Raw genomic sequence first — 12,972 nt, 5'->3', positions numbered from 1 at the left:
CGCGTCACCCGGTCGCCGGGTCGAAGGGCGTGTCGGGCGGCATGTTGTGCGGTGTGACGACCTGGATCGCCGACGGCCGCGCCGGACCGGCGGACGGCAGGGCGCCGTGGGCCCGCATCACGTGGCGGCAGGCCTCGCGCAGGTCCTGGCGCAGGTCGTGGTGGAGGACGACGGACAGGCGTCCCTCGCGCAGCAGCCGGGTGTTGTCCTGGTCGAGGTCGTGGGCGACGAACACCTCGCAGGGGCGGCCGAGGTCCGCGAAGGCGCGAAGGGTGGCGATGTTGCCGCCGCCCATCGAGTAGACCGCCCGGATCTCCGGGTCGCGTTCCAGCGCGGCCCGCACCAGGTCGTACTGGGTGGCGTCCAGCCCCTGCCCCTCGGCGATCTCGACGAGGGCACGCTCGGGGTGCCGGGCCCGCATGACGCCGCGGAAGCCCATCTCGCGCTCCTCCTCGTTGCGGAAGAAGCCGCTGCTGAGGCTGGTGAGGACGTTGCCGGGGCGGTCGCCGAGCCACTGGCCCATGAGGTAGGCGGCGGTCGCGCCGGCCGCCCGGTCGTCGATGCCGACGTAGGCCACCCGGGGGCTGGCCGGCAGGTCCGTCGCCAGGGTGACGACGGGGACGCCCGCGGCGGTCAGCCGGCTCACCGCGGCGGTGACCTCGGGGACGTCCGGGGCCTTGAGGATCACGCCCTGGGAGCCGCGCCGGGCGATCCGGTCCAGGGTGCCGGTCAGTTCCCCGGCCGGGCCGGTCTCGCGGAAGTGGAAGCGGCAGCGCACCACGGCGGGGTGCAGGGCGGGCAGTTCGGCCTCCAGCGCGGCCCGCACGGCGGTGGAGAAGCGCTCCGGCGCCTGCATCACGATGTCGCACATGAACGTGCGGCCGACCAGCCGGACCTGGGTGCGCTGGCGGTCCAGGTCGGCGATGGCCCGGCGCACCTCGTACGCGGTGCTCTCACGCACGCCGCCGCGGCCGTTGAGCACCCGGTCGACGGTGGCCTCGCTCAGGCCCGCCTGCCGTGCGATCTCCCGGATCGGGAAGGGGTGCCCCATGTTGACCGGCTCCTCGGCTCCGTCCGCACGGCGGTCCCTGAGGGGTTTTTGATGGCCGCCTGCTGGTTGTTCGACACGTTTGTCAGGACAAGAATGACAGCACCGCGTCGCCCCTGTCAGCGAAAGGACGACGATGCCCGCAGCCCCCGTCCCCGCCCACCGCGCCCGGCTGTCCGCACAGGACTGCGATCTCGGCGCCTTCCGCGCGCTCGTCGAGCAGTCGACCGACCCCGCCGCGTACCCGCGGGCCGCCGCCGTGGAGCGGAACGTCCCCGTGTACGACGCCGGTGAACTGCGCGACGACCCGGAGACGGCGGCCGAACTCGTCCACGCCCTCGCCGAGGGCCCCGGCATCGTCGTCATCGAGCGCGCCTTCCCGGACCCGGCGGTGGTCGACCGGGCCACCGCCGTGTTCGACGCGCTGATCTCGGAGCAGCGCGCCGCGGGGACCGCTCCCGGCGACCACTTCGCCGCGCCCGGGGCCAACGACCGGGTGTGGAACGCCCTGGAGAAGGCGGCCCTGCGCGACCCGGAGGTGTTCGCCGAGTACTACGCCGACGACGCGCTGGCCCTGGTCGCCCGCGCCTGGCTCGGCCCCGGCTACCAGGTCACCTCGCAGATCAACGTGGTCAACCCGGGCGGCGCCGCCCAGACCGTGCACCGCGACTACCACCTGGGCTTCCTCTCGGGCGAGGCCGCCGCCGCGTACCCGGCGCACGTGCACCGCCTCTCCCCGGTGCTGACGCTCCAGGGCGCGGTCGCGCACTGCGACATGCCGGTGGAGTCGGGCCCCACGATGTACCTGCCGCACTCCCAGAAGTACGAGCCGGGCTACCTGGCCTGGCGGCTGCCGGAGTTCCGGGCCTACTTCGAGGCGCACCACGTGCAGCTGCCGCTGGCCAAGGGCGACGCGGTGTTCTTCAACCCCGCGCTGTTCCACGCGGCCGGCGCCAACCGCTCCGCGGACATCCGCCGCATGGCCAACCTGCTCCAGATCTCCTCCGCGTTCGGCCGGGCCATGGAGAGCGTGGACCGGGAGGCGGTGGTGGACGCCGTCTACCCGGTGCTGCTGCGGCGCAAGGCCGAGGGCGTGGACGAACGGTGGCTGGAGCAGGTGGTCGCCGCGAGCGCGGAGGGGTACCCCTTCCCCACCGACCTCGACCGCGACCCGCCGGTCGACGGCCTGGCCCCGCCCTCCCAGGCGGACCTCGTGCGGCGGGCACTGCGCGCGGAGTGGACACCGCAGGCGCTGCGCGCGGAGCTGCGGGCGGCCCGGGCACGACGAGAGAGCCGGTGAACGGGGGCGCACGGGGCGCCGGCCCCGGCACGGACACCCCGCACCCCCCGCACCCCCCCGCACCCCGAGCAAGGAGCAGCACAGCACATGCGTATCGGAATCCTCGGCCTCGGCCGCATCGGCGCCTTCCACGCCGAGACCCTCGCCGGACTCGACGCCGTCGGCTCGCTCGTCGTCGCCGACCCGTTCGCGGACGCCGCGAAGGCCGCCGCCGCGCGCTTCGGCGCCGAGGTCGCGGCCTCGCCCGAGGCGGTGCTGGCCGCCGGTGTGGACGGTGTGGTGATCGCGGCGGCGACCGACGCCCACCCGGACCTGATCCTGGCCGCCGTCGACGCCGGGGTGCCCGTCTTCTGCGAGAAGCCCGTCGCCCGCACCATGGCCGAGGGCGTCGAGGTGCTCAAGGCGATCGCGGGCCGCGACGTGCCGGTCCAGATCGGCTACAACCGCCGCTTCGACGCCGGATTCGCCGCCGCCCGGGCCGCCGTGCGCAGCGGGGAGCTGGGCACGCTGCACACCGTACGGTCGACCACGCTGGACCCGGCGCCGCCGCCCGCCGCGTACGTCGCCGCCTCCGGGGGCATCTTCCGGGACTGCTCGGTGCACGACTTCGACATCATCCGCTGGGTGACCGGGCGGGAGGTGAGCGAGGTGTACGCCGTCGGCGGCAACCGCGGCGCCGGCTACATCAGGGAGGCGGGCGACGCGGACACCACCGGCGCGGTCCTCACCCTGGACGACGGCACCCTCGCCGTGGTCTCCAACAGCCGCCACAACGGCCGCGGTCACGACGTCCGGATGGAGATCCACGGCTTCGACGACTCGATCGCCGTCGGACTGGAGGACCGGCTGCCGCTGCGGTCGGTCGAGCCGGGCGCGACCTTCCCGGCCGGTACGCCCCACGACTTCTTCATGGACCGCTTCGCCGCCGCCTACCGCGCCGAGCTGACCGCGTTCACCGAGGTCGTCGCCGGTACCCGCACCTCGCCCTGCACGATCGAGGACGCGCTGGAGGCGGGCTGGATCGCCGAGGCGTGCACCCTGTCGCTGCACGAGCACCGGCCGGTGACGATCGCGGAGGTGCGGCGGGGCTGAGCGGGGCCTATCGGGCCCACGGTCCGGCGGGCTGCCCGGTCAGCTCGCCGGCTCGCTGATGTCCACCATCCAGGGGACGCCGAAGCGGTCCGTGCACATGCCGAAGACGTCGCCCCACATCTGCTTCTCCAGGGGCACGGCGACGGAACCGCCGGCGGACAGCTTCTCCCAGTAGCCGCGCAGCTCGGTCGCGTCGTCACCGCTGAGGCTCACCGAGAAGTTGCTGCCCGGCCGGTACTCCATTCCGGGCGGGGTGTCGGAGGCCATCAGGGTGAAGCCGCTCGGGGTTTCCAGCATGGCGTGCATGATCTTGTCGGCGTACGCGGGGTCCGGCATGCCGGACTCGCCGAAGGTGTTCAGCGCCAGCGTGCCGCCGAACACCTCCTCGTAGAACTCCATCGCCTGTCGGGCGTCGCCGTCGAAGCTGAGGTACGGGTTGAGACGCGAGGACACGGGTGCCTCCCGGAACGGGACGAGGGTCAGTGCTGCGCACGCTAGCGCGCGGCACCGGCATCGGCCCGCCGAACGGCGCACCGGCGGGACGCTCCCCCGCCGGCGCCGCCGGTCTCAGGCGCCGCAGGAGCGCAGGAACTTCCGGGTGCGCACCGCGATGGGCAGCGGCTTGTCCGGCTCGCAGGGGTACATGTCCTGCTCGACGATGGCGAACAGGTCGACGCCGAGTTCCTGGGCCGCCGTGAGCACCGGGCCCAGCTCGGGCACGCCGCCCGGCGGCTCGCACATCACGCCGCGCTGCACGGCCGGGCCGAACGGCACCCCGCCCTCGCGCACCCCGGCGAGGATCTCCGGGTCGACCTGCTTGAGGTGCAGGTAGCCGATGCGCTCGCCGTAGGTCTCGATCAGCTTGACGCTGTCGCCGCCGCAGTAGGCGTAGTGGCCGGTGTCCAGGCAGAGGTTCACCAGGTCGGAGTCGGTGGCGTCGAGGAAGCGCGCGACGTGCTCCTCGGTGTCGATGTGGGTGTCGGCGTGCGGGTGGACGACGATGTCCAGGCCGTAGGTCTCCCGCACCTCGCGGCCGAGGCGCTCCATGCCGCGGGTGAGGTGGCCCCACTGCTCGCCGGTCAGCTCCGGCGGCTCCAGGATCTCGGCGGTCTTGTCGTCGCGCCAGAAGGACGGGATGACGACGAGGTGCTTGGCGTCCATGGCCCGGGTGAGGGCGGCGACGCGGCTGACCTGTTCCCAGGTGGCGTCCCACTCGGAGGGCCCGCGGTGCAGCCCGCAGAAGATGGTGCCCGCCGACACCCTGAGCCCGCGCCGGGTCACCTCGTCGGTGAGCCGGGCGGGGTCGGTGGGGAGGTAGCCGTAGGGGCCCAGCTCGATCCAGTCGTAGCCGGCCTCGGTGACCTCGTCCAGGAACCGTTCCCACGGCACCTGCCGGGGGTCGTCGGGGAACCAGACGCCCCAGGAGTCGGGGGCCGAGCCGACGCGGATGCGGTCGAGGGCAGAGGGCATGCTCAGGCCTTCCCTTCGGCGGTACCGGATGCGGTGCTGTCGTTCTTGTCGTTCTTGTCGTTCCTGTCGTTCTTGTCGTTCCTGTCGTTCCTGTCGTTCCTGTCGGCAGTATCGGGCGCGGCGGCCTTCGCCGCATCGCCCGTGTCGTCGGGCAGCGCCGCCACGTCGACCCCGCCGACCTGCGCGAGTTCGTGCTTGAGGGCGGCGAGTTCGGCGCCGCCGGCCATGTGGTTGGTGAGTGCTTCGAGGGTGATGTCGGCGCGGGCGGCGCTCAGTTCGAGGGTGCCCAGGCGCAGCACGCTGAAGTGGTCGCCGACCATGTAGGCGTGGTGGGGGTTGTGGGTGATGAAGATGACGCCGAGTCCGCGTTCGCGGGCGGCGGCGATGTACTTGAGGACCACGCCGGACTGCTTGACGCCGAGGGCGGCGGTGGGCTCGTCGAGGATGAGGACGCGGGCGCCGAAGTAGACGGCGCGGGCGATGGCGACGCACTGGCGCTGGCCGCCGGAGAGGGTGCCGATGGGCTGTTCGAGGTCGTCCAGGACGATGCCCATGTTCCGCAGTTCCTCGTCGGCGGTCCGCTTCATGCGGGCGATGTCGAGGCGGCGCACGGGCCAGGGGCCCTTGGTCATCTCGGAGCCGAGGAAGAAGTTGCGCCACACCGGCATCAGCGGGACGGTCGCGAGGTCCTGGTAGACCGTGGCGATGCCGCGGGCGAGGGCGTCGCGCGGGGTGGTGAAGCGCACGGCGTCGCCGTCGACGAGGAACTCGCCCTCGGTGTGCTGGTGCAGCCCGGAGATGATCTTGATGAGGGTGGACTTGCCGGCGCCGTTGTCGCCGAGCACGCAGGTCACCCTGCCGGGGTGGACGGTGAGGTCGACTCCGTGCAGGGCGCGGATGTTGCCGTAGGACTTGCCGGCGCGGCGCAGTTCGACGAGCGGGCGGTCCTGCTCGGGTGCGGGGTCGGGGAGGACGGCGCCGTGGGTGCCGGGGGCTGCGGGGGTCTCGCTGGTCATTTCCGATCACCTCCGGGTCGCGGCGCGGCGGACGTACAGGTTGATGAGGACGGCGCCGAGGAGCATCACGCCGAGGAAGGCCTTGAACCAGTCGGGGTTCCAGCCCGCGAAGACGATGCCCTGGTTCACCATGCCGAACATGAAGGCGCCGAAGACGGGGCCGATGGCGGAGCCGTAGCCGCCGGTGAGCAGGCAGCCGCCGATGACGGCCGCGGCGATGTAGATCAGCTCCTGGCCGACGCCTTCGCCCGACTGCACGGTGTTGAAGGAGAACAGCTGGTGCATGCCGACGAACCAGGCGCCGAAGCCGACCAGCATGAACAGCGTGATCTTGGTGAAGGTGACCGGCACGCCGACCGCGCGGGCGGACTCCTGGCTGCCGCCGACGGCGAAGATCCAGTTGCCGTACTTGGTGCGCAGCAGGACCCAGGTGGCCAGGGCCGCGAAGACCAGCCACCACACGACCGTGATCTTCACCTCGACGCCGCCGACGTCGAAGGACGAGGCGAACAGCGCCTTGGCCTGGTCGAAGCCGTCCATGTCGCTGATGTCGTCGGTGGCGACGTTGCCGGTGACGAGCTTGGTGACGGCGAGGTTGACGCCCTGGAGGACCAGGAAGGTGGCCAGCGTCACCAGGAAGCTCGGCAGGCCGGTCTTCATCAGCACCCAGCCGTTGAAGGCGCCGACGGCGAGCGAGGCCACCAGGGCGACGATCACGCCCATCCAGACGTTCATGGTCAGCTGGTAGCTGAGCATGCCGGCGGTGAGCGCCGAGGTGACCACGGCGACACCGGCCGACAGGTCGAACTCGCCGCCGATCATCAGCAGGGCGACCGGCAGCGCCATGATGCCGATGGTGGACGACTGGTACAGCACCGTCGCCATGGAGCCGCCGTCGCGGAGCGTGGGCGCGGCGATCAGGAAGAAGACGAACACGGCGACGGCGCCGAGGAAGACCCCGACCTCGGGCCGGGCGAGCAGCCGCAGCGCCAGGGGGCGCTCCCGGGTCCGCCCGTCGCTCTGCTGGGGGCCGGGGGCCGGCGGTGCGGCCACCGCCGGCTCGGCCTGCCGGGCCACGCTCATCACCGGGTGCCCTTCGAGGCGAACTCGGCGACGGCCTTCACGTTGGACTTGTCGACGAAGGCCGGGCCGGTCAGCACCGGCTGCTCACCGCCGCCGCTGTAGTTGCCGTTGTTCTTGTAGAGCCACAGTCCGTCGACCGCGAGGTAGCCCTGAAGGTAGGGCTGCTGGTCGACGGCGAACTCGATGTCGCCCTTGTCGATGGCGCCGGTCAGTTCCTTGTTGAGGTCGAAGGTGGCGACCTTGGCCTTGCCGCCGGACTCGTCCACCGACTGCACGGCGGTCATGGCGAAGGGGGCGCCGAGCGTGACGAGGTGGTCGATGTCGCCGTCCTGCTTGAGCTTGGCGGTGATGGTCGACTTCACCGAGGGCATGTCGGTGCCGTTGACGTAGAGGTTCTCGATCGACCCCTCGAAGGTCTTCTTGACGCCGTCGCAGCGCTGGGTCAGACCGACGTTGCCCTGCTCGTGGATGACGCAGACGGCCTTCTTGGCCCCGTCCTCGTTGAGCCGCTTGCCGAGCGCCTCGCCGGCCACGGTCTCGTCCTGGCCGAAGAACTCCATCAGGCCGAGCTTCTTCCAGTCCGCCAGACCGGAGTTGAGCCCGACCACGGGTATGCCGGCCTTCTCCGCCTTGGCGAGGACGCTCCGCATGGCGTCCGGCTTGGCGAGGGTGACGGCGATGCCGTCGACCTTCTGGTCGATCGCGTTCTGCACCAGGTTGGCCTGGTTGCCGGCGTTGGGGTCGGCGGAGTAGACGAGCTTGACGTTGTCCTTGTCGGCGGCGGCCTGGGCGCCCTTGCGGACGATGTCCCAGAAGGTGTCGCCGGGCGCCTGGTGGGTGACCAGGGCGACGGTCATGCGGGGGGTGTTCGCCTTGCCCGCGGAGGCCCCCGAGTCGCCCTCCTCGTCGGCCTTCTTCCCGCCCGAGCTGCTGGAACAGCCGGCGAGGGTCAGGGCCGCGGCGGCGGCGAGCGCCACGGCGGGGGCGAATCTGCGGGAGCGGGCGTGCGAAGAGCGGTCCATCTTTTCCTGCACCTCACTGTGCGACTGTGCGTCGGGAAGCCGTGTGCCAGACCCGAGAAGAATGGCTGTTGCTGCGCTGGGACCGGATACAAGTCCTTGAGACGCCCACTGTCAATACTTTGTCAAGACATCCTTTCACTCACAGGTCCGAATGTAAGTACAAAGTCTTGACAGCGTCGTCCAGGAGTCATACACCTGGGAGGCGGCAGGCCCCCGCCCAGCCTGAGGAGCGTCGCACATGGCCGAGTCAGTCCCGCGTTTCGATCTGATCACGATGGGCCGCATCGGGGTCGATCTCTATCCTTTGCAGACGGGCGTACCCCTGGCGGAGGTTGAGACCTTCGGCAAGTTTCTCGGCGGTTCGGCCTCCAACGTGGCGGTCGCCGCCGCCCGGCTCGGCCGCGCCGCGGCCGTCATCACCCGCACCGGCGACGACCCCTTCGGCGCCTATCTGCACGGCGCCCTGAAGGAGTTCGGCGTCGACGACCGGTGGGTCACCCCGGTCGCCGCGTACCCGACCCCGGTGACGTTCTGCGAGATCTTCCCGCCGGACGACTTCCCACTGTACTTCTACCGCCGCCCCAAGGCCCCCGACCTGGAGATCCACCCGGAGGAGCTGGACCTGGACGCGGTCCGCGCGGCCTCGATCTTCTGGATGACCGGCACCGGGCTGAGCGAGGAGCCGAGCCGTACGGCGACGCTGGCCGCCCTCGCCCACCGCGCGAAGTCCGGCACCACGGTCTTCGACCTGGACTGGCGCCCCATGTTCTGGACCGACCCGGACCAGGCCCGCCCGTACTACGCCGAGGCGCTCCGGCACGCGACCGTCGCGGTCGGCAACCTGGACGAGTGCGAGATCGCCACGGGGGTGCGCGAACCCCGCGCCTGCGCCGAGGCGTTGCTGGCGGCCGGGGTGGAACTGGCCGTCGTCAAGCAGGGCCCCGAGGGCGTCCTCGCCGTGCACCGCGACGGCCGGTGGGCCGAGGTGCCGCCGGTCCCGGTCGAGGTGGTCAACGGACTCGGCGCGGGCGACGCGTTCGGCGGTGCCCTGTGCCACGGTCTCCTCTCCGGCTGGGAGCTGGAGCGGATCATGCGGTACGCCAACGCGGCCGGCGCCCTGGTCGCCTCCCGTCTCGCCTGTTCCTCCGCGATGCCCACCGAGGCGGAGGTCGACGACCTCCTCGCGCGAGCCACTCCCTGAACGGAGCAACGCCTTGTCCCCCAGCATCTCCAGCATCCCGGACCTCACCGCGGTCCGAGCCCGGCACCCGGAGGCGATCGCCGAGGCCGCGGCCCGCCGGGTGCGCCGCCCGCTGATCGGCGACTCCGGCCGCCTGATGATCGTGGCCGCCGACCATCCGGCGCGCGGCGCGCTCGGCGTGGGCGACCGCAGGCTCGCCATGGCCAACCGGGCCGACCTGCTGGAACGCCTGTGCACCGCGCTGTCCCGGCCCGGCGTCGACGGGGTGCTCGCCACCGCGGACGTGCTGGAGGACCTGCTGCTGCTCGGGGTGCTGGAGAACAAGGTCGTCATGGGTTCGATGAACCGCGGCGGCCTCGCGGGCGCCGCCTTCGAGATGGACGACCGCTTCACCGGCCACCGCGCCGAGGACATCGCCCGGCTGCGTTTCGACGCGGGCAAGCTGCTGCTGCGCATCGACTACGACGACCCCGGCTCGCTGGCCACGCTGGAGGCGAGCGCCCGGGCGGTCGACGCCATGGCGGCACGCGAACTGCCGCTGTTCGTCGAGCCGTTCATCTCCCGGCGGGTCGACGGCCGGGTCCGCAACGACCTGTCGGCCGAGGCCGTCACCCGCTCCGTCGCCATCGCCTCCGGGCTCGGCGGCACCTCCGCCTACACCTGGCTGAAACTGCCCGTCACCCACGACCCGGACGACATGGCGGAGGTCCTGGAGACCTCCACGCTGCCCGCGGTCCTGCTCGGCGGCGACATAGGCGGCTCCCCCGCGGACCAGAGCGCGGCCTACGAACGCTGGCGCAAGGCCCTGCGGCTGCCCACCGTGCAGGGCATGGTCGTCGGCCGCTCGCTGCTCTACCCGGCCGGGGGCAGCGTGGAAGAGGCCGTGGACACGGCCGTGGGCCTGCTGTGACCAGGACTGCTGTGAGCGAGGAGAGGCGGAGGAGCGGACGATGACGTATCACCTTCAGGCGGGCAAGGCGGCGGACGGCCCGTACGCCGTGGCCGTGACGCCCGAGAGCGCGGGCTGGGGCTACTCCGGCCTGCGGGTCCTGACCCTGGCCCCCGGCGCAGGCCACACCTTCGACAGCGGCGAGAGCGAGTGGATCGTGCTGCCGCTGAGCGGCGGCTGCACGGTCGCCACCGCCGACGACTTCGGCCATGACACCTTCGAACTCGACGGCCGCGCCGACGTGTTCAGCGGTGTCACCGACTTCGCGTACGTGCCGCGCGACGCCCGCACGACCCTCACGTCCACCGGCGGCGGCCGGTTCGCCCTGACCGGCGCCCGCTGCACCCGCCGGCTGCCCGCCCGGTACGTCCCGGCGTCCTCGGTGCCGGTGGAGCTGCGGGGCACCGGGAACTGTTCGCGGCAGGTCAACAACTTCGGCGCGGCGGGGGTGTTCGAGTGCGACAAGCTGATCGCGGTGGAGGTGCTCACCCCGGGCGGCAACTGGTCCTCCTTCCCGCCCCACAAGCACGACGAGCACCGGCCCGGCGAGGAGTCGGTGCTGGAGGAGATCTACTACTTCGAGTTCGCGGACCACGACGGCACCCCGGGCCTCGGCTACCAGCGCGTCTCCCCCTCCGTTCACGGACGGGGCACGGACGTGCTGGCCGAAGTCCGCGACGGGGACGTCGTGCTGATCCCCGACGGCTGGCACGGGCCGTCGATGGCGGTCCCCGGCCACCACATGTACTACCTCAACGTCATGGCCGGGCCGGAGGCCGAACGCGCCTGGCTGATCCGCGACCACCCCGACCACGCCTGGGTCCGCGACACCTGGCCCGAGCAGCCGGTCGACCCCCGGCTCCCCCTCTACACCGCACCGGAGAGGTCCGCATGAGCGCCGCCGCCACCCGCCGACTGACCACCGCCCAGGCCCTGGTGCGCTTCCTGGCCGCGCAGTACACCGAACGCGACGGCGTGCGGCGCCGCCTGATCGCCGGCACTTGGGGCATCTTCGGCCACGGCAACGTGGCCGGACTCGGCCAGGCGCTCGTCGAGTACCGCGAGGCGATGCCGTACCACCAGGGCCGCAACGAACAGGCCATGGTGCACGCGGCCGTCGGCCACGCCCGGCAGCTCCATCGGCTGTCCGCGCAGGCGGTGACGACGTCCATCGGCCCCGGCGCCACCAACCTGGTCACCGGCGCGGCCCTCGCCACCATCAACCGCCTGCCGGTGCTGCTCCTGCCCGGCGACTACTTCGCCTCGCACGCCGCCGACCCGCTGCTCCAGCAGCTGGAGCACCCGGTCGAGGCCGACGTGTCCGTCAACGACGCCCTGCGGCCCGTGTCCCGGTACTTCGACCGGATCACCCGCCCCGAGGCGCTCCTCACCTCCGCGCTCCAGGCGATGCGGGTGCTCAGCGACCCGGCGGAGACCGGCGCGGTCACCCTCGCGCTGCCCCAGGACGTACAGGCGCAGGCGTACGACTGGCCGGAGGAGTTCTTCGCCGACCGCGTCTGGCGGGTACGCCGCCCGGCGCCCGACCCGGCGGAGCTGGCCGAGGCCGTCCGGGCGGTCCGCGCCGCCGCACGCCCGCTGATCGTCGCGGGCGGCGGCGTCCACCACAGCGAGGCCGAACAGGCCCTGCGGACACTGGTGGACGCCACCGGCATCCCGGTCGCCTCCACCCAGGCCGGCAAGGGCGCGCTGCGCCACGACCACCCCGCGGACCTCGGCGGCATCGGCCACACCGGCACCGCGGTGAGCGACGCGCTGGCCCGCACCGCGGACCTGGTGATCGGCGTCGGCACCCGCTACACGGACTTCACCACGGCCTCCGGCACCCTCTTCCAGCACCCCGGCGTGCGCTTCCTGAACCTCAACATCACCGCCTTCGACGCCCACAAGCTCGCCGCCGCCACCCTGGTGTGCGACGCCCGCTCGGGGCTGGCCGCGCTGACCGAGGCGCTGGCCGGGCACCGGGTGGACGCGGCGTACGAGAGCGAGTACCGCACGGGGAAGGCCCGTTGGGACGAGCGGGTCGAGGCGGCCTTCCGCGCCGAGGACGACGGCGCGGTGCCGACCCAGACGCAGGTGCTGGGCGCGCTGGACGCGGTCGTCGGCGACGAGGACGTGGTGATCAACGCGGCCGGTTCGCTCCCCGGTGACCTGCACAAGCTGTGGCGGGCCCGCTCCCCGCGCCAGTACCACCTGGAGTACGGCTACTCCTGCATGGGCTACGAGATCCCGGCCGCGCTCGGCGTCCAGCAGGCCGCGCCCGACGTCCCCGTGTGGGCCCTGGTCGGCGACGGCACGTACCTGATGAACCCCACCGAGATCGTCACGGCGGTCCAGGAGAACCTGCCGGTGAAGCTGGTCCTGGTGCAGAACCACGGCTACGCGTCCATCGGCGGCCTGTCCGAGTCGGTGGGTGCCGAGCGCTTCGGCACCGACTACCGCCACCGCGTCGCCGACGGCTCCTTCACCGGCGCCCCGCTCCCCGTCGACCTCGCCGCCAACGCGGCCAGCCTCGGCATGGACGTGCTGCGCGCCAAGACGGTGCGGGAGCTGCGCGAGGCGCTGACGACGGCCCGCGCGGCGACCCGCCCGACGTGCGTGTACGTCGAGACGGCGCCCGCGCCGGACGCCCTCCCGGCCGAGGCGTGGTGGGACGTGCCGGTGGCGGAGGTCTCGGCCCGCGAGGCCGCCACGGACGCGCGGGCGGTCTACGAACGCGCGGTCGCCGACCGCCGCCGCCACCTCTGACGCTCCCGGCTCCCCCCGACAGCCC

Annotated in this window: 12 protein-coding genes; 6 read left to right on the top strand and 6 right to left on the bottom strand. The window is 72.5% G+C overall.

The annotated features are described in order from the left end of the window. Positions 1–4 precede the first annotated feature (4 nt). Positions 5–1,051, bottom strand: coding sequence for a LacI family DNA-binding transcriptional regulator (locus ACIRGB_RS13005; RefSeq protein WP_403862718.1), 1,047 nt, complete (start codon positions 1,049–1,051; stop codon positions 5–7). A gap of 133 nt (positions 1,052–1,184) precedes the next feature. Here ACIRGB_RS13005 and ACIRGB_RS13000 point away from each other — a divergent pair, with 133 nt between their 5' ends. Continuing rightward, a complete protein-coding gene (locus ACIRGB_RS13000) occupies positions 1,185–2,348 on the top strand; it encodes a phytanoyl-CoA dioxygenase family protein (RefSeq protein ID WP_403862715.1) in 1,164 nt (387 codons plus the stop codon). Positions 2,349–2,435: 87 nt separating this feature from the next. Next, a complete protein-coding gene (locus tag ACIRGB_RS12995) occupies positions 2,436–3,440 on the top strand; it encodes a Gfo/Idh/MocA family oxidoreductase (protein ID WP_403862712.1) in 1,005 nt (334 codons plus the stop codon). A 39-nt stretch (positions 3,441–3,479) separates the two neighbouring features. On the opposite strand, the gene ACIRGB_RS12990 is transcribed toward ACIRGB_RS12995, so the two are convergent. The 5 genes from ACIRGB_RS12990 to ACIRGB_RS12970 all read right to left on the bottom strand — a co-directional run bounded on the left by ACIRGB_RS12990 (position 3,480) and on the right by ACIRGB_RS12970 (position 8,031). Further along, entirely contained in the window at positions 3,480–3,893 is a 414-nt protein-coding gene (locus ACIRGB_RS12990; protein ID WP_403862709.1) for a VOC family protein, read from the bottom strand. Between the two features lie 114 nt (positions 3,894–4,007). Further along, positions 4,008–4,910 (bottom strand): sugar phosphate isomerase/epimerase family protein, encoded by a 903-nt coding sequence (locus tag ACIRGB_RS12985; RefSeq protein ID WP_403862706.1) that lies wholly within the window; start codon positions 4,908–4,910, stop codon positions 4,008–4,010. A 2-nt stretch (positions 4,911–4,912) separates the two neighbouring features. Next, a complete protein-coding gene (locus ACIRGB_RS12980) occupies positions 4,913–5,926 on the bottom strand; it encodes an ATP-binding cassette domain-containing protein (protein WP_403862703.1) in 1,014 nt (337 codons plus the stop codon). A 6-nt stretch (positions 5,927–5,932) separates the two neighbouring features. Then, positions 5,933–7,009: an ABC transporter permease gene (locus ACIRGB_RS12975; RefSeq protein ID WP_403862700.1), complete on the bottom strand. Its 1,077-nt coding sequence runs from the start codon at positions 7,007–7,009 to the stop codon at positions 5,933–5,935. Then, positions 7,009–8,031, bottom strand: a complete 1,023-nt coding sequence (locus tag ACIRGB_RS12970; protein ID WP_403862697.1) for a sugar ABC transporter substrate-binding protein — start codon at positions 8,029–8,031, stop codon at positions 7,009–7,011. Before ACIRGB_RS12970 ends, ACIRGB_RS12975 begins: the two co-directional genes overlap by 1 nt. A 238-nt stretch (positions 8,032–8,269) precedes the next feature. On the opposite strand from ACIRGB_RS12970, the gene iolC reads away from it, so the two are divergent. From iolC to iolD, 4 genes are read left to right on the top strand one after another with little or no spacing between them, the layout of a single operon-like run. Then, on the top strand, positions 8,270–9,232 hold the full coding sequence (iolC, locus tag ACIRGB_RS12965) for a 5-dehydro-2-deoxygluconokinase (RefSeq protein ID WP_403862694.1): 963 nt from the start codon (positions 8,270–8,272) through the stop codon (positions 9,230–9,232). A 13-nt stretch (positions 9,233–9,245) separates the two neighbouring features. Continuing rightward, a complete protein-coding gene (locus ACIRGB_RS12960) occupies positions 9,246–10,142 on the top strand; it encodes a deoxyribose-phosphate aldolase (protein WP_403862691.1) in 897 nt (298 codons plus the stop codon). Positions 10,143–10,182: 40 nt separating this feature from the next. Next, complete coding sequence (iolB, locus tag ACIRGB_RS12955) at positions 10,183–11,076, top strand: 5-deoxy-glucuronate isomerase (protein ID WP_403862688.1); 894 nt, start codon at positions 10,183–10,185, stop codon at positions 11,074–11,076. After that, the gene (gene iolD / locus ACIRGB_RS12950) at positions 11,073–12,947 is read left to right on the top strand and encodes a 3D-(3,5/4)-trihydroxycyclohexane-1,2-dione acylhydrolase (decyclizing) (RefSeq protein WP_403862685.1); all 1,875 of its coding nucleotides are present in this window, start codon (positions 11,073–11,075) and stop codon (positions 12,945–12,947) included. Before iolB ends, iolD begins: the two co-directional genes overlap by 4 nt. Positions 12,948–12,972: the final 25 nt, after the last annotated feature.

Origin of the sequence: Streptomyces sp. NPDC102490, from assembly GCF_044765285.1 — a bacterium.
Classification (GTDB): Bacteria; Actinomycetota; Actinomycetes; order Streptomycetales; family Streptomycetaceae; genus Streptomyces.
Note: the sequence above shows the minus strand (reverse complement) of the source record. Positions and strands in the feature narration are given on the sequence as shown.